Annotated in this window: 21 protein-coding genes; 4 read left to right on the forward strand and 17 right to left on the reverse strand. The window is 40.5% G+C overall.

Features of this window, described 5'->3' with window-relative positions; translation table 11 throughout:
- Nucleotides 1-7 precede the first annotated feature (7 nt).
- The gene (locus tag A3I7_RS0100450) at nucleotides 8-451 is read right to left on the reverse strand and encodes a flavodoxin (protein WP_018374817.1); all 444 of its coding nucleotides are present in this window, start codon (nucleotides 449-451) and stop codon (nucleotides 8-10) included.
- A 355-nt stretch (nucleotides 452-806) separates the two neighbouring features.
- On the opposite strand from A3I7_RS0100450, the gene yghU reads away from it, so the two are divergent.
- The 3 genes from yghU (at nucleotide 807) to A3I7_RS0100465 (ending at nucleotide 3,157) form a co-directional block, all read left to right on the forward strand.
- Nucleotides 807-1,598 (forward strand): glutathione-dependent disulfide-bond oxidoreductase, encoded by a 792-nt coding sequence (yghU, locus tag A3I7_RS0100455; RefSeq protein WP_018374818.1) that lies wholly within the window; start codon nucleotides 807-809, stop codon nucleotides 1,596-1,598.
- 279 nt (nucleotides 1,599-1,877) lie between these two features.
- Complete coding sequence (locus A3I7_RS0100460; RefSeq protein ID WP_018374819.1) at nucleotides 1,878-2,816, forward strand: DHH family phosphoesterase; 939 nt, start codon at nucleotides 1,878-1,880, stop codon at nucleotides 2,814-2,816.
- A gap of 98 nt (nucleotides 2,817-2,914) precedes the next feature.
- Nucleotides 2,915-3,157 carry a type B 50S ribosomal protein L31 gene (locus A3I7_RS0100465; RefSeq protein ID WP_018374820.1) on the forward strand — a complete coding sequence of 81 codons (243 nt, stop codon included), beginning with the start codon at nucleotides 2,915-2,917 and terminating at the stop codon, nucleotides 3,155-3,157.
- A gap of 184 nt (nucleotides 3,158-3,341) precedes the next feature.
- Here A3I7_RS0100465 and A3I7_RS0100470 read toward each other — a convergent pair whose 3' ends face one another.
- The 15 genes from A3I7_RS0100470 to ybeY form a co-directional block, all read right to left on the reverse strand.
- The gene (locus A3I7_RS0100470; RefSeq protein WP_018374821.1) at nucleotides 3,342-4,079 is read right to left on the reverse strand and encodes a glucosaminidase domain-containing protein; all 738 of its coding nucleotides are present in this window, start codon (nucleotides 4,077-4,079) and stop codon (nucleotides 3,342-3,344) included.
- Nucleotides 4,080-4,247: 168 nt separating this feature from the next.
- Nucleotides 4,248-5,921, reverse strand: a complete 1,674-nt coding sequence (locus A3I7_RS0100475; protein WP_018374822.1) for a GBS Bsp-like repeat-containing protein — start codon at nucleotides 5,919-5,921, stop codon at nucleotides 4,248-4,250.
- A 290-nt stretch (nucleotides 5,922-6,211) separates the two neighbouring features.
- Entirely contained in the window at nucleotides 6,212-6,679 is a 468-nt protein-coding gene (gene smpB, locus A3I7_RS0100480) for an SsrA-binding protein SmpB (RefSeq protein ID WP_018374823.1), read from the reverse strand.
- Between the two features lie 2 nt (nucleotides 6,680-6,681).
- The gene (gene rnr / locus A3I7_RS0100485; protein WP_018374824.1) at nucleotides 6,682-9,039 is read right to left on the reverse strand and encodes a ribonuclease R; all 2,358 of its coding nucleotides are present in this window, start codon (nucleotides 9,037-9,039) and stop codon (nucleotides 6,682-6,684) included.
- Nucleotides 9,040-9,167: 128 nt separating this feature from the next.
- Nucleotides 9,168-9,404 (reverse strand): preprotein translocase subunit SecG, encoded by a 237-nt coding sequence (gene secG / locus A3I7_RS0100490; protein ID WP_018374825.1) that lies wholly within the window; start codon nucleotides 9,402-9,404, stop codon nucleotides 9,168-9,170.
- 134 nt (nucleotides 9,405-9,538) lie between these two features.
- Entirely contained in the window at nucleotides 9,539-9,685 is a 147-nt protein-coding gene (gene rpmG / locus A3I7_RS13470; RefSeq protein ID WP_083907174.1) for a 50S ribosomal protein L33, read from the reverse strand.
- On the reverse strand, nucleotides 9,682-10,899 hold the full coding sequence (locus A3I7_RS0100500) for a multidrug efflux MFS transporter (protein WP_083907176.1): 1,218 nt from the start codon (nucleotides 10,897-10,899) through the stop codon (nucleotides 9,682-9,684). Before A3I7_RS0100500 ends, rpmG begins: the two co-directional genes overlap by 4 nt.
- Nucleotides 10,900-11,018: 119 nt before the next feature.
- Nucleotides 11,019-11,852 carry a class I SAM-dependent methyltransferase gene (locus A3I7_RS0100505; RefSeq protein ID WP_018374828.1) on the reverse strand — a complete coding sequence of 278 codons (834 nt, stop codon included), beginning with the start codon at nucleotides 11,850-11,852 and terminating at the stop codon, nucleotides 11,019-11,021.
- Between the two features lie 16 nt (nucleotides 11,853-11,868).
- The gene (coaE, locus tag A3I7_RS0100510) at nucleotides 11,869-12,465 is read right to left on the reverse strand and encodes a dephospho-CoA kinase (RefSeq protein WP_018374829.1); all 597 of its coding nucleotides are present in this window, start codon (nucleotides 12,463-12,465) and stop codon (nucleotides 11,869-11,871) included.
- Nucleotides 12,462-13,283, reverse strand: a complete 822-nt coding sequence (mutM, locus tag A3I7_RS0100515) for a DNA-formamidopyrimidine glycosylase (protein WP_018374830.1) — start codon at nucleotides 13,281-13,283, stop codon at nucleotides 12,462-12,464. The genes coaE and mutM overlap by 4 nt, the downstream gene beginning before the upstream one ends.
- 49 nt (nucleotides 13,284-13,332) lie before the next feature.
- Nucleotides 13,333-13,809 carry an NUDIX hydrolase gene (locus tag A3I7_RS0100520; RefSeq protein ID WP_018374831.1) on the reverse strand — a complete coding sequence of 159 codons (477 nt, stop codon included), beginning with the start codon at nucleotides 13,807-13,809 and terminating at the stop codon, nucleotides 13,333-13,335.
- 9 nt (nucleotides 13,810-13,818) lie between these two features.
- Nucleotides 13,819-14,241, reverse strand: coding sequence for a GNAT family N-acetyltransferase (locus tag A3I7_RS0100525; RefSeq protein ID WP_018374832.1), 423 nt, complete (start codon nucleotides 14,239-14,241; stop codon nucleotides 13,819-13,821).
- Nucleotides 14,241-15,140 (reverse strand): GTPase Era, encoded by a 900-nt coding sequence (gene era / locus A3I7_RS0100530; RefSeq protein ID WP_018374833.1) that lies wholly within the window; start codon nucleotides 15,138-15,140, stop codon nucleotides 14,241-14,243. Before era ends, A3I7_RS0100525 begins: the two co-directional genes overlap by 1 nt.
- Before the next feature lie 47 nt (nucleotides 15,141-15,187).
- Nucleotides 15,188-15,595 carry a diacylglycerol kinase family protein gene (locus A3I7_RS0100535; RefSeq protein ID WP_018374834.1) on the reverse strand — a complete coding sequence of 136 codons (408 nt, stop codon included), beginning with the start codon at nucleotides 15,593-15,595 and terminating at the stop codon, nucleotides 15,188-15,190.
- Nucleotides 15,576-16,073 carry an rRNA maturation RNase YbeY gene (ybeY, locus tag A3I7_RS0100540; RefSeq protein ID WP_018374835.1) on the reverse strand — a complete coding sequence of 166 codons (498 nt, stop codon included), beginning with the start codon at nucleotides 16,071-16,073 and terminating at the stop codon, nucleotides 15,576-15,578. The genes A3I7_RS0100535 and ybeY overlap by 20 nt, the downstream gene beginning before the upstream one ends.
- 630 nt (nucleotides 16,074-16,703) lie before the next feature.
- Between ybeY and A3I7_RS0100545 the strand changes: the two genes are divergently transcribed.
- Nucleotides 16,704-18,188 (forward strand): DUF1846 domain-containing protein, encoded by a 1,485-nt coding sequence (locus A3I7_RS0100545; protein ID WP_018374836.1) that lies wholly within the window; start codon nucleotides 16,704-16,706, stop codon nucleotides 18,186-18,188.
- 86 nt (nucleotides 18,189-18,274) lie between these two features.
- On the opposite strand, the gene A3I7_RS0100550 is transcribed toward A3I7_RS0100545, so the two are convergent.
- Nucleotides 18,275-18,736, reverse strand: a complete 462-nt coding sequence (locus tag A3I7_RS0100550) for a YtxH domain-containing protein (protein WP_018374837.1) — start codon at nucleotides 18,734-18,736, stop codon at nucleotides 18,275-18,277.
- Nucleotides 18,737-18,760 lie beyond the last annotated feature (24 nt).

The raw sequence follows: 18,760 nt of genomic DNA on the forward strand, positions 1-18,760 counted from the left end.
CGCTACCTTATCCAATTTTGTTGGCAATCGTTTCAGCAAAAGCTTCTAATTTTTCAATATCTTCGTCTTCAGCCGCCAAGTCAACCTTGATAGAGTCAGCTCCTTTGATAGCACCTGTCAAGGCAAATTGGTTTTCAAATTCATCAACTGACTTGCAGAAATAATCGTAAAAGGTATCTCCCGAACCGACAACACCAAAAATTTTTCCTTCCAAGTCCACATCGGCTAGATCTTCATAGAAATCAACGATTTCATCTGGTAAATCCCCATCACCATAAGTGTAAGTGGCTACGATAGCTACGTCAGCATCTTCAAAATCTGCAGCATCAACTGTTGTACACTCATCAATATCAACCGTGTGACCCAATTCTTCAAATTTATTTCCAACGATGTCAGCAATTTCTTCAGTATTACCTGTCATGCTGGCATAGACAATTTTAACTAAAGCCATAATTTCCTCCAAAAGTAAATTACCCTTATTTTAGCACATTTTTAAAGAAATGGCTCGTATAATTTTTTAATTTTGACCAAAAGCTCCGCATTTTTATTTAATCGCCAAAAAAATTCCAACAACATTCTGAATTTGCTGTAGAAAATGCTTAAATAATACGAGAACTCAATCTTCCTGTACACTATTCATATTTTTAGAAATACCATCTTATATTTTTGAATTTCTTCTCAAAATCTGTTAGGATTAAGACAAGAAAAGATAGTCTTTGAGATTATTTTTTGTGTAGTTCGGCCACTTTAAACTGTACTAAAGTACAGCGAAGCATGCCAATAAAACGATTAAAAAGGAAAACACTATGTCAGACTATATTTTACCTGAAGTTTGGGAAATCCCAACCAGCATGGGTGGTGCTTGGGGGAGCCTCAATCAACCAACCGCTGGTAGCCGCTTTGAACAGCATTTGCCAAAAGGTGATAAGCCTTTCCAACTATATTCACTGGGAACGCCAAACGGCATCAAGGCGACTATCATGCTAGAAGAACTCAAGGAGTTAGGGGTAGAAGATACCGATTACGACCTTTACAAGATTGACATCGGAGAAGGTGACCAATTTGGCTCAGGCTTTGTGTCCATCAATCCTAACTCTAAAATCCCAGCTCTGCTTGACCAGTCTGGTGACCAACCTGTCCGTGTTTTCGAGTCTGCCTCAATCCTGCTTTACTTGGCGGATAAATTTGGCAAGCTCATCCCTCAAGACTTCGAAAAACGCACTGAAGTCTTGAACTGGCTTTTTTGGTCAACGGGTGCAGCTCCATTTCTCGGTGGAGGTTTTGGTCACTTCTTTCACTATGCCCCTGAAAAAATTGAATATGCTATTAACCGCTTTGCCATGGAGGCTAAACGTCAATTAGACCTTTTGGACAAAGAACTAGCGCAGAAAACCTACATCACAGGTGACAGCTACACCATCGCTGATATTGCCATCTGGTCATGGTATGGCCGACTGGCTGAGGACAAAATCTGGGAGCGCGCAGGCATCTTTCTTAATGTCAAAGAGTACAAAAATCTCCAACGCTGGACAGCTATCATTGCTGACCGCCCAGCCGTCAAACGCGGATTGAAAGCTGACTATAAAAGTATTAAATAACGATTTGATTTGAGCCAGTCCAGCAGGGTTGGTTATTTCATGTTATAGTCATTTAGTTTATCTTTGATTACTTCAACGTAAGAGGAAACTCCGTTTCCTTATTTCCAACTTCAAACACTCCACTGGGTTGTTTGAACTCACTTTGCCGTACTTTACGAAAGTGACTTGCTTCGCATGTCTTATTTCCAACCTAGAACAGCCTAGAGGCTGTTCTAGCAACCTGCAGCTCGTTGCCTTGTACTAAAAGACTATATAATAAAAAACTTGTAAAGGAAACTCATGAACACTTTTGAAGATATTTTAGACCAAATCAAAACCTACGACACCATCATCATTCACCGTCATCAACGTCCTGACCCTGATGCCATCGGAAGCCAGTGCGGCTTGCGTGAACTGCTACGCCACAATTTCCCAAACAAGCGTATCCTTGCGACTGGCATCAACGAGCCAACCTTGACTTGGATGACAGAAATGGATGAGGTAACTGATGGCGACTACTTGAGTTCCCTGGTTATCGTGACCGACACAGCCAACACAGCTCGCATTGACGATGATCGCTACGGCAAGGGCAACTGCCTCATCAAGATTGACCATCACCCCAACGAGGATGTCTACGGCGACCTCCTCTACGTCGATACAACTGCCTCTAGCGCCAGCGAGATTATCACCGATTTTGCTCTGAAGACTGGCCTTGAGCTCTCTAACAGCGCTGCTCGCCTCCTCTACACTGGCATTGTAGGTGACACCGGCCGCTTCCTCTATCCTGCCACAACCAGCAAGACCATGAGTATCGCCAGCACCCTGCGCAGTTACAATTTCAATTTTTCAGCCATTTCACGACAGATGGATAGTTTCCCCTTCAAAATTGCTAAGCTTCAAGGCTACATTTTTGATAATCTTGAGGTTGATGAAAATGGAGCTGCGCGGGTTGTCCTGACGCAGGAAACCATGAGAGCATTTGATGTGACTGAAGCTGAAACATCAGCAATTGTCAGTACCCCAGGTAAAATTGATTGCGTGCAATCATGGGCAATTTTCGTCCAACAAACTGATGGTCAATCTTACCGTGTACGCCTACGTAGCAAAAACGTCGTCATTAATGAAATTGCAAAACGCCACGACGGTGGCGGACATCCCTTAGCCAGCGGAGCCAATTCCTACAGCCTAGCTGAAAACGAGCAAATCTATCAAGAAATCAAAGATTTATTGAAAAAGTAAAGAAAAACCTTGTCAAAATACCCTTCTTTTGATAAACTAGAGTAGTTAAAAATAACTATGGTGCGGACAGTGCCATGGCAGAAAGGAAAATTTTAACAATGAAAAAAGATATCCATCCAGAATACCGTTCAGTCGTATTCCTTGACACAACTACGGGCTACAAATTCCTTAGCGGATCAACTAAGTCTTCTAAAGAAACTGTAGAATTCGAAGGTGAAACTTACCCACTTATCCGTGTGGAAATTTCATCAGATTCACACCCATTCTACACTGGTCGTCAAAAATTCACTCAAGCAGACGGACGTGTGGACCGCTTCAACAAGAAATACGGTCTCAAATAATCAGCGCTTTGAAATTGCTGAAAATGTTGATTTTAAACCATTCCTATTCGTTAGGAATGGTTTTTTTACTTATCCTAGGGACATAAAAAACTCCTTATAAGGAGTCTTTTCAGATTGATTAATTCTATACACTGGTTAAGTAGTCTAAAAAAATAATTTTTGATCACATAAAAGTTTTCCTGAACTACTGTCCTCCACTTGTGTAGGCTAGCCATGCATCATCTTGAGCTAAAGTAGCTACGTCTGTATAAGCTCCTCTGTGTACATTCCAAACATAATCTCCACTACCAATCTCGCTTGATAGCATTCCCGATTGATAATAATCCTGAGTATAGAGTGGCTGATCATAGGTTGTCAGCCCATAAGTTTCAATAATGCTGTTGAGTTTAGTTGCATATAGGGTATCCGTTGCATATAAACCAGTTAAAGCTGCAGTAGCATCTGCATACGAATTTGTATTTGATTTCCAAGCCCCTGCATAAGTATCTGTACTCAAAAGTGCGGCATAATCATACAATGAGCCTGAGGCAGTCCCATAAGAACGAAAAGCTTGGTCAATTTCAAACACATTGCCAGTACCATCATCTTCCCAAGTTGGCATCGTCACAGAATTTCCGTAATAATCCCCTTTGATTCCAAAGTAGTTATAGTAAGGAGCCTGACTGAGTGTTGATTGTCCGTTATTAGATTCCAAAATGGCTTGAGCAATCATAACAGAGGCATAAATATTATAATCTTGACCGATCTGACGAGCAGATTCTCCGATTGAAGCAATAAATTCTGAAGTTGTCTGACCAGTATAACCTGTCTCAGCAGTTACAGATTTACTAGCTTCTTCGCTCATTATTCCCATAACCAAACCGACCAGAGCAACTACAGCGGCTAGACTCAGAGCTAATTTAAATAAAATCTTTTTAGTCATAAAACCTCCCTCTGACAACAAGTATTATTTTTAATTATAGCAAAGTTTTCCACAGGGTAACATGACAATCTGATGACATTTGATGTTTTTTCCACAATAAAATAAAAGAAAATGACAAACTTATCCACAGAAATAACTAAAAAGCTGAGGAGGTCCCCAGCTTAGGATTTAATTAGGGTAAATGTAGAAGACGGTCCCTCCTCCACACCATGAGGCTGTTGGGTTAAACCAGTTACGATAATTTGCAATACTTTGGTTCCCAGCATAGTTAGCCTCTTTAACCTGAATTCGAGTGCTTGATTCTACAGCTGTGACATAGGCCACATGCCCATATCCTCCACCATCGTAAGGCCAAACAGCAATAGCACCAACCTCAGGCGTAGTTCCAGTTCTAAAACCAAGATTTTTAGCTCCGTTTGTCCATTCCTTGGCATTTCCTAAATAATTTGGAATCCAAGGTGCTAATGTCTTCACTCCCCAAGTACACTGCCCAACAGGATAAGTATTGGTTTCATTGATATAGCGCGTGATTCGTGGACTAGCAGAATTAGTCGTTGACGGTTGAGGTGTCGTTACTACTGATGGTGTGAATTTTTGTTCTGCTAGATTAAAGATAGCCTGACTGTTATCAGAGTAAATAGCATAGGCAGTAACTGAAAAATTGTCAGCTGTTGTGGTTAGTTGTTTGAGGTCTACAGAGATATTAGCCCTTTGATTGCTTGTTTTTACTTCATAGGTTTTTGTTTTGCTAACGTTAGTTTTAGATGTTACAACCACCTTCAGACTTATGACTTTCTTTGACATCAAAGTCTCTAAGATTGATACAGTAAACAATCCCTGAGTTGAATTGGTTTGGTTTAAGTTGATGACAGGATTTTCCAATCCGCTGATATTGTCAATAGTAAAGCTTGTCGCAGCAAGACCTTCTTCATTCCCTGTCTGGCTATTTTTCCCATAAAAATGCGCATGATAGGTTCCAAGGTCAAAGCCATGGTCAACCATATTGACTCGAACTTTAAAATTGCCCTCACCTACTTTTTGAGCCTGATACCATTTGATGTCATCTTGACCATTTACCTCTGACCATGTCGGTATTTTCACTGAAGAGATGTAATTAGGCAGACCGCTAATGCTGATATCAACCGTCTTATCTGATATTTTTGTAACTTGAGTAGAAATTTTTGCTGGAGCTGGTTTTTCCAAAGTAAAACTCTGACCACTCAAGCCTTGCATTTTATTATCTTGGTTAAGGTAGGTGTGAACATGATAAGTTCCATAACCTTTATGATTACTGAGTGCTACTGAAAGATTGGTGGTATCCCAATTGTACCATTTGATATCATCTTGACCATTTTCATCCGACCAAACAGCTGTCTGAAATTTAGCATTTGATGGTGGAGCAAGTGTTGAGGAAATCTTAACTTGCCCATCTACAACTTGAACAGGATTTAGGGATGTCTTAATGTTTACACTGCCTAAATTAGTTCCAACTCTTTGTCCATCTGTAAAGGTTGTGTACACATGGGTAATATAATTGCCAGCGCGATTGCCATGATTAGCTATATTAAACTGAAGTTTGGTTTGATTATTGGAAATAGCAGAGCTACTATACCATCTCAGATCATCCTGACCATTTTCTTCTGACCAGATTGCGACTTCAACGGTTTTTATTGCTTTTCCGCCAGCTTTTCTTGAGACAAGCACATCAAATGTTCGACTGGAAGTATTGTATTCAGTTTTACTAACATTTGCCTGACCAATCTCTTCAGCTGATGCTGATTGCCCCAGAGCAACCATCCCTAATACACAACTTGTAAATAAGAAAGATTTTATTAACTTCAAATAGGTTCTCCTTTAAATTTGATACACCTATTCTATTCGGGAGAAACTGGAAAAAATGTCAGATTGCTTATTTATTTTCAAAAATCAAGAAACATTTCTTATACTCAATGAAAATCAAAAGTAGCCTAGGAAACGAAGCCGACGATAGAACTTGAGTTCATCAAGGCAAGTTGACAACAGATAATTTTGATTTTCGAAGAGTATTAGTATATCTAACTATTTTAAAGGCATATCAAAAAGCTAGTACAGACACTTTGATTGTTATACAATCATGGTATCTGCACTAGTCTTTATCGTGCATTATAATGTTTAATTTGACGCTTAATGTCACGATCTTGTTCACGGCGTTTGATAGACTCACGTTTATCATAGTCATGTTTCCCTTTAGCAAGTCCTATAAGAACTTTGGCGAAACCATCTTTTAAATAAACCTTTAAAGGTACTAATGTCATCCCAGTCCCCTTTAGTTCATTAGCTAATCTCTCAATTTCTTTTTTCTTAAGCAGGAGTTTTCGGGTACGCTCTGGCTCTTGATTCCAGATATTTCCTTGTTCAAAAGGTGAGATATGAACATTAACCAACCAAGCCTCACCATTTTTGATTTGGGCATAGCCATCTTTGAGCTGAATCCTAGCCGCCCGTACAGACTTGATTTCCGTTCCAGTCAGCACAATACCGGCCTCAATAGTATCCACTATCGTATAATCATGTCTAGCTTTTTTATTTTGAGCCACTACATTTCCTTGACCTTTGACCATACTTACCTCCTCTTCTTACCTTTCTTAGACACCTCTTTATAGAAAGGCTTTTTTGCGGTTTTCTTCTTAGAAAAAGTAGATTTATTTGACCGCTTATGACTTAATTTGCTGTCGCTTTCGGATTTTGAGCGACGCTTTTTATTTTTGGACTGTGTCTGCCTATCAGATAACCGACTTCTACTTGATTTTCCCTTTTTGTCTGATTTCGACACTTTTTCAACAATATCAAAATCACTTGGAAGATACTCAAAATCAATATCACCGGTATCCTTATCAGCCTTGACCAACTTTACCTTGATTTGTTGCCCAACGTGAAAAACTTTACCTGATTTTTCCCCCTGCAAAGTTAAAGCACGTTCATTATAATGGTAATATTCTGGTAAGGTCGTGATATGAATAAGACCTTCAATAGTATTCGGCAATTCGACAAAAAGTCCAAATTTAACCACACTGGCAATGACAGCGTCAAATTCCTCACCAATGAACTCAGCCATGTACTCAGCTTTTTTCATAGCCTCAACAACACGCTCAGCATCAATAGCACGCCGCTCCAAACTTGAACTTTGACTTGCTATTTCAGGAATGATATGCGCAAAATGCTCTGCCTTTTCAGCAGTCAAATGACCATATTCCCTTACCATACGGTGAACCAAGAGATCCGGATAACGTCGGATTGGACTCGTAAAGTGGGTATAATACTCCGCAGCTAAACCATAATGTCCATGATTGTGTTCTGAATAGCGTGCTTGCTGCATCGAACGCAGCAGCATGGTATTGAGCACCGCCGCTCCTGGCTTACCTTCAATCTTCATCATAAATTCCTGCAAAGCCGACTGGCTCATTTTATTAGCTGTGCCCTGTACTTGAACACCAAAGATACTAGCATAATCAAGGAATTTCTGAATTTTTTCAGCCTTAGGTTCCTCATGAATACGATAAATAAAGGGCAGTTTCAGTCGTGTAAAATGTTCGGCAACGCATTCATTGGCTGCCAGCATAAAGGATTCAATCATCCGCTCAGCCAAACCTCGCTGACGAAGGACGATATCAACAGGCATCCCCTTACTATTGACCAAAATCTTAGCTTCGTTGGTGTCAAAGTTTAGCGCTCCTCGCCGAGTGCGCATCTTTTCTAAAATCTTGTGTAAACTCACCATGTGATGAATAGATGGAACAATGGGCTTATACTGCTCAATAAGTTCTTCATCTCCAGCAATAATATCGTTAACATCCGTATAAGTCATGCGGAAGGTAGTTTTGATAACAGACTGACAAATTTGGTGACTAACGACATGACCATTTCGATCAATTTCCATTATGGCTGACTGCGTTAAGCGATCAATATTGGGATTAAGAGAGCAGATACCATTTGATAGACGTTCTGGCAGCATTGGAACCACTCGGTCAGTCACATAGACAGAAGTCCCACGGTTTAAGGCTTCACGATTAAGCGCAGAACCTTCAGTCACATAATAAGAAACATCAGCAATGTGCACGCCTAATTCAAAGTGACCATTTTCAAGCAACTTAACATGAACCGCATCATCTAAGTCTTTGGCATCGGCACCATCTATAGTAAATGTAATTTCCTTACGCAAATCCACACGCCCAACCATATCCTTATCAGAAGGCGCATCTGGAATAGCATTGGCTTCTGACAAAACATCCTCTGGAAAGTCAGAAACAATATCCATAGATTCTAAAACTTCAAGAACATCGATGCCAACTTCACCTTGATGCCCAATGATATCACGCACATTAGCAACAAAGTAATCGTGTTTTCGGGTCGGGTATTTTTCAATATCAACTTTAATAATTTCCGTGCCATCAAGAAGCACTGGCTCCTTCTTAATATAGATTTTTTGTTGGATTTTCTGATTTTTTGAGCGGATATAACCAGCGTACTTGGGACGCTCATCGTCAAGGACAAATTGACCGACCGCAGTCTTTAAACTACGATCGACAATAGCAACTACCTTAGCTTCTGCAGCTGTTCCTTTAAGTCTATCTGCAGGTTTAGTAACTACTACTTCTACAGTATCCCCATCAACAGCATAACCGACATCGTTTCGACCGATGAACATATCTTCTTCATCTTGGTCAACATTCAAAAAACCAAAGCCCGCTTTATTAGCCCGAAAAATACCTTTTACTGTGATTGGCTTTTGTTTTTCTTCATTTCTACGCAAAGCAAGATTGCCATCATTATCAAAACGCAATTTCCCTTTGCTCTCTAACTTGGAAATTTCTTTAATCAAAAATGGAAATTTTTTGGCACCTGCCATATCAAGACCAGATGCCAAGTCATTAACATTTGATTTTCCGTGCTCCTTTAAATATGCAATAATTTGTTCTTTCATAATATTCTTGCAAGAAGATATCTTATTCAACTTGCATTTCCTCTCGTTTATTCTGTGTGGAAAGTTTTTGGATCTTATTTATTTAGATATGTTAAAAAAATAAGCTAGACGAAAACTGTCCAGCTCACTTATTTACTTGATAAAATGGCAAGCGCAAGAGCAATAAGCAACCAGAAGAAGACTGCAATTGCTGTGAAACGTTGCATGAATGCTTCAAAGCCACGAGCTTTTGTACGTTCAAACAAAGCTTCTGAACCGCTGCTATCAAAAACGTTGCTGCTTGGATTTTTCTGTGGTTGCATAAAAATCGCAATCACAATAATGACAGACAAAACAAGCAACACTGTCAATAGTAAGTTGTACATGATTTTTTCTACCAAGAACATTGAAAATGATGCTGCTAGAAAAGTTATAAACAGCTCAACTCTTCTTAGTCATTTTCAAACGGGTTCAATTCCTTTCCTCCACTATGGTCTTAATCATTTTAACATAGTTTGTCCTAAGATTCAACATGTAAGGTCACTTTTCGCTCTTTGGGACAATACTTTGGTACCTGAATTTTATCAGGATGGTTAACTTTATTTTTACTGGTCAAATAATTCTTGCTGCCGCAAGATGTACATTTCAAATTAATTTTTACTCTCACACAATTTCCTTAACCTTAACATATTTTCTAAAATTGATCATGCTCCAGACAAAGTTGATAAAAACAATGAGACTTGTCATGTAAAAAACTGAACGGTAACCCATACCTGTCGCCACGGCAGAACCAACAAAAGGTCCGACAACTTGCCCAAAATTAGTGAACATTTGATTATAGCTGAAAATCCTCGAAATACCCTCGCGAGGGGTAATCTTTGTTAAAAGTGAATTAATACTTGGCATCAATGCCCCTGTTCCAAAACCATACAGAAAACGCAAGATTCCTAACTGAATCGGAGTTTTTGCTAGAGCACAAAGTAAATACATTGTAAAGCTATAAAATAAAGCTACTAGTAAGAGGCGATGATTCCCAATTCGGTCGCCTATCTTCCCCAAATGTGAACTTGATAATATGCTAGAAAAGCCCATAGCAGAGACAATCAATCCCGAAACAAACATGAGATTCTCACTTTGACCAAGATGACGAATGTAAAGAGCCAAAATTGGAGCAATTGATTGAGCAGAAATTTGAATAATCATGCTAGTGATAAATAATCCAAATAAAATTTGCTTATTACTAACTCGCTTTAGTACTTCGCTTGTTGGCATGACATCTGCCCTCTCAATGACTTCAAAATCTTCCTTAACAAAAAAGATAGTCATTAAACTACAAATCAACAAGATTCCACCAACAAGGAGAAATACTTGTCTAATTCCAAAAAACTCTGCCAAAAGCCCTCCCATCAGTGGTCCAATTAGCGATCCCGCCGTTACACCTGTCGCCAAAGTTCCTAAGGCATATCCCGAACGCTGTTTAGGTGCCTGACTAGCAATCAGGGCCGTTGAATTTGGAACATAGCCTGCAAAAATACCATTTAATATCCTAAGAAAAAGCAGCCAGAATACATTCGGGGCAAAAGCTAGGCCTCCCATGGTAAAAGTCATCACAAGGCTAGCACGAATCATCATGGGTTTACGACCATAACGATCAGCCAAACGTCCCCAGACAGGAGCAACTAGCGCAGAAACCAAGGCAGATAAAGAAACCGCCAAACCAGCATACCACTCTACCTTACTCTTTGGAGCACCCAATTCTTCTACATAAAGTGCCATAAAGGGCATGACAAGTGAAAAGCTTGCCCCAGTAAAAAAGTTACCAAGCCAAGCTACTCGTAAATTTTGTTGCCAATTAACTTGGCTGATTACTTGTTCATCGATTAGTCATCATCTTCTTTCCAAAAAAAGTCCAAGGACTATTATAGCATAAAATAGTTGTTTTTGATTAGCAATCCGTCTCATCTGAAACTGTTTTTATTTCCCTTCACAGCCGGTTAAGACTAGACTTTAGGCTTATGAGCGGCAATGAGAAACTGTAAGGGCAGATTTTGAGAACCCTTTTTGAGGACATAGCCGCCTGAACGCTCTTCCATCAAATCCGGCCAGATATTCCAAGCGGATTGCTGACTTTCATCAACCACATCAATCTGCAAACCTGCTTCAATCAAGGCCATAATGATTTCACTGAGTGCATGGTTCCACTGGTGATTGCGCGGATGCTGGATTTTTTCTGAAGACTCATCTGCTTCAATATAAGATCCTTCGTCTTCCCAAGTCATAGGCTCTGTCTGTTCAAAATAAGGCTGTTCGATTTTAAAGCCTTGACTGATATCCTCATCAAGGGTCATAAACATGGGATGGTCATCGCGAATGATAAATTTGCCGCCCGGTTTCAAAAGGCTGGCAACAACTCTGCCCCAAGTAGCAACGTCTGGCAGCCAGCACAAGACACCCAAGGACGTATACACCAAATCAAAGTCTCCCTCAATGGCTGACCTAGCATCATAGACATTTGCTTCTATAAATTCAATATTGGCATTGGCCTTTTCAGCTAGCTCTTTAGCACGCTTCAAAGATTCATCAGAAAGGTCTAGACCGACGAGACGCTCAGCTCCTAGACGTGCCAGGCTAATAGTATCTGTCCCTAGATGGCACTGGAGATGCACAACATCTTTACCTGTCAGTTCTCCTATTAAATCCTTATCCTGAGCTACCTCGGGTGTGATATAACTTTTGTCTTCTAAGAGCTTGTCAATTCCGTAGCCTGACTCTTGATGCAGACGGGCACGGTCATTCCAGTTGACACGATTGTCTTCAAAATAATTTTCAGTCATTGCTTTTTCCTTTCAATCAACCATCTGCTAAACGTTTTAACTGCAGCTGGAGCTGCTGCAGAGTCTCTTTCGGACTGCCATTATTGTCAATAATAACCTGAGCAAATTTCTTCTTATTTTGTAAGGGCATCTGGGCAGCCAGCCGTTTAGCAGCCTCATCAAGACTGTAGTGATTGCGCTTCATCAAGCGCTCTAACTGCTTGTCCTCATCTACATAGACCAGCCAGATTTCATCAAACCAGTCCTGATAGTCCAGCTCCAGCAAAAGCGGAATATCCATAAAAAAGATAGACTCTTTAGCAGCCAAAGCATCACGCCTGCCTGCCAATTCCTCACGGATAATCCGATTTTGCAGCTTGGCAGATTTTTCCTGATTTTCCTTGCTAGAAAAAATCAGCTGAGCTAATTTAGGTCTGTCCAGCTCCCCATCAGCCGCTAAAATCTCTGTCCCAAAGGCAAGAATGAGAGCCTGATAGAGTCTGCCTCCCTTTTTTTGCAGCTCATGCACGACCTGATCAGCGTCTATGACCTTGTAGCCAGCTCGGCGAATGTGCTCAGCGACAGTGGATTTGCCGGAGGCAATGCCGCCTGTAATTCCAATAATCTTTGTCATCGTTTTTGGCAGGACGGGCAAAAATGCGTCCCGCGTCCTCCTACTTTGATTTTCTGAATTTCTGCTCCACAGCGCGGACAAGGCTCACCTGTTCTACCATAAACCTGCAAATATTCCTGCATGGTTCCATCTTCACCCAGAGCATTTTTATAAGTACGGATAGTCGAGCCCCCTTTGTCAATTCCCATCTGCAAAATACGAATGGTCTCGTCGTGCAGTCGCTTGATTTCCGCCTTTTTCAAACTAGACGACGGGCGCTCAGGATGCACCTTAGCAGCCCAAAGCACCTCGTCCACATAGATATTACCCAGACCAGCAACAAGCCTTTGCTCTAAGAGCAGCGGTTTGATTGGCTTATGAGAAGACAAAACAGCCCGCTCAAAAGGCGCCAGTTTAAAGTCTTTTTTGCTTGGCTCAGGTCCTATTTTCTTTTTGATAAAATAAGCCTCTTCTTCTGATTTTGCCAGCAGTTCAAAGGTTCCAAACTTACGGACATCCTGATAAACCAAGGTTGAGCCATCAACTAAGTGAAAGAAGACATGAAAGTGCTTATTATCAGGCACTTGTTCAGGAAAGAGCAGATACTTGCCTTCCATTCGCAAATGAGAAATCAGCACTTGAGCGCCTAAATCAAAAATCAAATATTTCCCACGACGACGCATGGCTTTAATTTTCTGTCCTAAAAGATCAAGCTTGAAGATTTCTAAGTCCGTCTTGACCATCTTGGGCACACGCACCTCAACAGCAACAATCGTTTTACCGACAACTAGCCGTTCTAGGCCTCGCCTGACTGTTTCAACTTCTGGTAATTCAGGCATAATTTCTCCTTCCCGTTTTTATCAAGAAAGCTGAGCCACAGCCCAGCCTTTAATGCCCCATGGCAAAGCTATTTGTAAAATACTCTTCTAACATGAGACGATGCTTATCTGACACACTTTCCAGCTCTGCTATTTCTTCTTTAGAGAAAAAACGCAGACGAAGGGTTTCCTCATTGTGAAAATCAGAAATATCAAAGTCCTCCAGTGCCTTGAACTCATATATCATGACAATAGTCTGCACCTTGTCGCCATTGGGATAGGTTTCCTCAAAATTACTGTAAACATTAAGAAAACGAATAGGCTCGACTTCAATACCTGTTTCCTCAAAAAATTCACGTTTGGCTGTGTCAAGAGTTGACTCACCCAGTTCCATGGAGCCGCCTGGAATGGCCCACGTCTTTTTATCACCGCGTAGCTGCAGGAGCACACGCCCCTCATCATCTGACAAAATACCACCTGCAAAAGTCAGCAAGACCTTGTCATGCCCCACCTTAGAGCGTATGTAGGAAATGTAGTCTTGGTTCATGGATTCTCCTTAAAAATCTATCACATAATTAACAGTCCGATTAACTTCTTTAAAACCTATTGCACTATGAAAAGCTTGGCTAGTCAGATTATCTAGTTCACAATTTGATGCCAGTTGCCTGATACCCTGATTTTTAGCCCATCGGCGCGCAAAATCAATTAGTTTTTTCGCTATACCACTTCTCTGGTATTCTGATAGAACGCTGATACCTTCCAGATACGCAACTGGACTGGTTTTTGCCCCTTCAACATAGTCCTTTCGGATAGATAGACTGATAAAAGCAATCGCTCTACCATTTTGCCAAAAGAGAAACTCATAAGGGAAGACTCCATTTTGAAAGTCTTTTTCCAACTGCGTTCTTTCTGCCTGCCAAACGGTTGACGCTAGGGCCGACCAGTCAGACAAAGAGTAGCTATCAACTTGTTTAATCATCAATACTCCTTCTCATTATATCCAAAGTCAGCAAGGTCCAGTTTCTTATCACGCCAGTTCTTCTTGACCTTAACCCAAGTTTCGAGGTAGACCTTGTCACCCAGCATGAGTTCAATATCGCGGCGAGCCATCTTGCCGATTTTCTTGAGCATAACTCCTTGCTTGCCAATGATGATGCCTTTTTGGCTGTCACGCTCAACCATGATCGTTGCTCGGATATGAACCTTATCGGTCTCTTCATCGCGTTTCATAGAGTCAACGATAACGGCAACAGAGTGTGGCACTTCTTGTTCAGTCAGTTTCAAAATCTTCTCACGAATCATTTCAGATACCAAGAAACGTTCCGGATGATCAGTAATTTGGTCTTCTGGGAAATATTGGAAGCCTTCTTCCAGATTATCCTTGAGAATGGTCATCAGAGTTTCAACATTGTTACCTTGCAGTGCCGAGATTGGAACAACTTCCTTGAAATCCATCTGACTACGGAAGTCATCAATCTGCTCCAACAACTGATCTGGATGTATCTTATCAATCTTGTTGATAACAAGGATAACAGGGATTTTGGCAGCCTTAAGGCGTTCCATAATCATATCGTCGCCTTTACCGCGTTTTTCATCGGCAGGTACCATAAAAAGCACTGTCTCAACTTCACGCAAAGTTGAATAGGCAGACTCTACCATAAAATCACCTAGAGCCGTCTTAGGCTTGTGGATGCCTGGGGTGTCAATAAAGACGATTTGCTCGGTCTCCGTCGTGTAAATGCCCATAATCTTATTACGAGTCGTTTGTGATTTATCACTCATGATAGCAATTTTTTGTCCCATGACGTGATTTAAAAAAGTCGATTTCCCAACATTGGGACGACCAAGTATCGCTACAAATCCTGATTTAAATGTCATATAATCTCTTTTCTGTATATAGTAAGTCTTTTTTCTTAACAGCTCTGCTATTGTCCAAAAATCATGGCAATAATTTTCGGAACAAAAATAATTAAGCCTGTCACCACAGCATAGCCAGAAATGACTAGAACCGCACCAGCAGCCATGTCTTTAGCATTCTTAGCCAACATCGAAAAATGATAGTTACTAGCTAAGTCAACCACATTTTCAATGGCAGAGTTGATGATTTCAAAGGTGATAACCAAAAAAATAGCTAAGAGTAGAAAGAGCCATTCAATGGCTGTAATCTGAAAAATCGCTCCAGCAACTGTAACCAAAATCGCCGAAATAGCATGCTTACGCATGTTTCTTTCTTCCTTAAAGGCTGTAATCACACCAGTAATCGCAAATTCCATACTGGCGACTAGATCTCTATTCTTCCACTTTTTTTGTGGATTATTGTCGCGTAAGTCCATAAGCAGTCAATATCTCTTCCTGTAAGGTGAACATTTCTTTTTCTTCTTCGGGAGTATAATGGTCATAACCGTTGATATGCAAAAAGCCGTGCACCGCTAGAAAGCCCATTTCACGTTCAAAAGAGTGACCGTATTCATTGGCCTGTTCGCGCGCTTTGTCAATAGAAATAAAAAGTTCACCGATATAGCTGTCAAATTCAGCAAGCATCTCTACCAGTTCAGGATTATCTTTCAACTCTTCTTCATCAAAGGCAAATGGTACCTCAGGTTTGTATTCCAAGCTGATGACATCTGTCGGACGATCCGTATCACGGTATTCCAAATTTAATTCATGGCTACGCTCATTGGTCACAAAAGTCACAGCCATCTCCTTGTTTTGTTTGCCTAACTTTTCAGCAGCAAAATTCAGCAAGTCCAACGTCTGCTGCTTAATCTCTTCAGAAACTTGACCAGTTTCATCAAACATCTCAACGTACATAATTAATATATAAGGACGTAAACCACAAAACGACATTAGGCTTGAGGTGTATCATCAAGCATGTGGTCATGTTCAATCAACTGCCTACACAAATTTGTAGACACTGATTATCCTTATTCCTTCCCTTTGTTTTCGATATCTCTAACTATTTTATTATATCACAAGAAGAAAGAAAAAGGGAGCACGAAGAAACCTCAAGCCAAATTGAGGCTGAGCAAAAAGCCCAGCACCGCTTCTCAGAGTTCTTGTCAACATCTCATCGCAGTGGTTGATTGGGTTTAACAGTCCAGTGGACTGTTAAAGGTTGGAGATAAGGTTTGCGAAGCAAATCTCAGCAATTCGTGTTTCACACTCCAAATCTGACCTCTACGACTGATGCGAACAGAGTTCGCTTCATTTCCAACCTCAAAAGGTTCACTGAACCTTTTGAGATGTGCGGGGGTGGGAGTAAAATAGTCCAGTGGACTATTTTAGCCTGAACCTAGATGTTTGGAAGTGAGGAGAACTCTTTTTGACTTATTGAGGGTAACTGAATTAGCTACTTAAAAAATTTTCTATCAAACTTAGAATTTGATATAATAAGGTATTAACTTTGGAAAGGAAGATTTGGGTTCGCGCCCACTCTATCACATGAAAACAATTGCCTTTGATTCTGAAAAATATCTAAACTTGCAACGCAATCACATTCTGGAACGCATCAATCAATTCGACGGAAAACTTTACCTAGAATTTGGTGGTAAAATGCTGGAAGATTTTCATGCTTCCCGCGTCCTTCCTGGCTATGAACCTGACAATAAAATAAAACTCCTTCAAGAACTAAAAGAAAAAGTCGAGATTGTCATTGCTATCAATGCTAACAACATTGAACATTCAAAGACACGAGGTGACCTAGGCATTTCCTATGATCAGGAAGTTTTTCGGCTTATTGATAAGTTTAAAGATTTAGATATTTATGTTGGTTCAGTTGTTGTCACCCAATACACGGGACAGCCCGCTGCCGATAACTTCCGCAAACAATTAGAAAAAAATGGCATCACGTCCTATCTCCACTACCCAATCAAAGGGTATCCGACAGATATTAATCATATCATTTCCTCAGAAGGCATGGGGAAAAATGACTACATCGCAACTAGCCGAAATCTCGTGGTTGTGACAGCGCCTGGACCTGGTTCGGGAAAATTAGCCACCTGCATGTCCAATCTCTATCATGACCAGATAAATGGCGTGACTTCTGGCTATGCCAAGTTTGAAACCTTCCCCGTTTGGAATTTGCCTTTGCATCATCCTGTCAATTTAGCTTATGAAGCCGCAACTGCTGATCTTGATGATGTCAATATGATAGACCCTTTCCATTTAGAAACTTACGGTAAAACAACCGTAAACTATAACCGTGACATCGAAATTTTTCCCGTTGTCAAGCGTATGTTAGAACGCATTTTAGGTAAGTCTCCTTATGCTTCTCCCACCGATATGGGAGTAAACATGGTTGGGTTCTCCATCATTGATGAAAAAGCTGCTATTGAAGCCTCTAAGCAGGAAATCATTCGCCGTTACTATCAGACCTTAGTAGATTTCAAGGCAGAACGTGTCACTCAAACAGCCATCAAAAAAATTGAGCTCTTGATGAATGACATCAACATCACTCCTGAGGATCGTCAGGTAGTCCTATCTGCTCGTGCTAAGGAAGAAGCCACTGGAAATGCTGCCCTAGCTCTGCAATTACCAAATGGCGATATTGTTACGGGGAAAACATCCGAATTTTTCGGACCATCAGCTGCAGTTCTTATTAACGCCGTTAAAAATTTAGCACAGATTGATAAAACAACACCGCTAATTGAACCAGAATACATCATTCCTATCCAAGATTTGAAAATCAACTATCTAGGAAGTAAAAATCCAAGACTCCATTCTAACGAAATCCTAATTGCCCTTGCCATTACAGCACAAGTAAGTCTTGAAGCAAGACACGCAATGAATCAATTAGCCAACTTAAAAGGCAGTGAAGCCCACTCAACAGTTACCCTACCTGAAGAAGATAAAAATGTCTTTCGAAAACTCGGAATCAATGTCACCTTTGACCCCGTTTATGAACAGGATAAACTTTATCGTAGATAATTCATGGCTCTATAACGCAAAAGCAACGGTATTATACCGTTGCTTTTGCGTTAGTTGGGGATAAGTTTGTTCCTGACTCTTTTTAACTAAACTTCATCACTAGAATCTTTCTCAGTGTCTTTGCTTTCAGATGATGGGTAATCAATAATGATATCTTCTTCAGTGTTGTCTTCTTTAATATCAAAGTCGGCATCAACAGTAACATCATCATTTGGTTTCTGATTTTCTGTTATCTCAGAAACCTTTTCAGCAATAAAGTTCAAGGCATCTTCACCTTTTGTTTTAACGGTGGCAAGCACGTCATCAACAGTCAACTCACCAGATTCAAATCTTTCTTTGTAGTCATTAAACGTATCGGTTGCCAAATTAGTATATTCTGCGGTTTTTTCTTTAGCCTTTTGATGGTATTCGTCAGGATTCTCTTTATAGGCTTCGTAAGCTTTAGTAGCTCGTTCTTTGATTTCTTTACCTTTTTCCGTTGATAGGAAGTAAGCTGCCGCAAAACCTGAAACGGCACCTACGATAACTGTTTTAAAAAATTTATTCATCTTTCTCCTCCAAACAAAAAATAT

The sequence above is a fragment of the Streptococcus orisratti DSM 15617 genome, assembly GCF_000380105.1.
GTDB lineage: Bacteria > Bacillota > Bacilli > Lactobacillales > Streptococcaceae > Streptococcus > Streptococcus orisratti.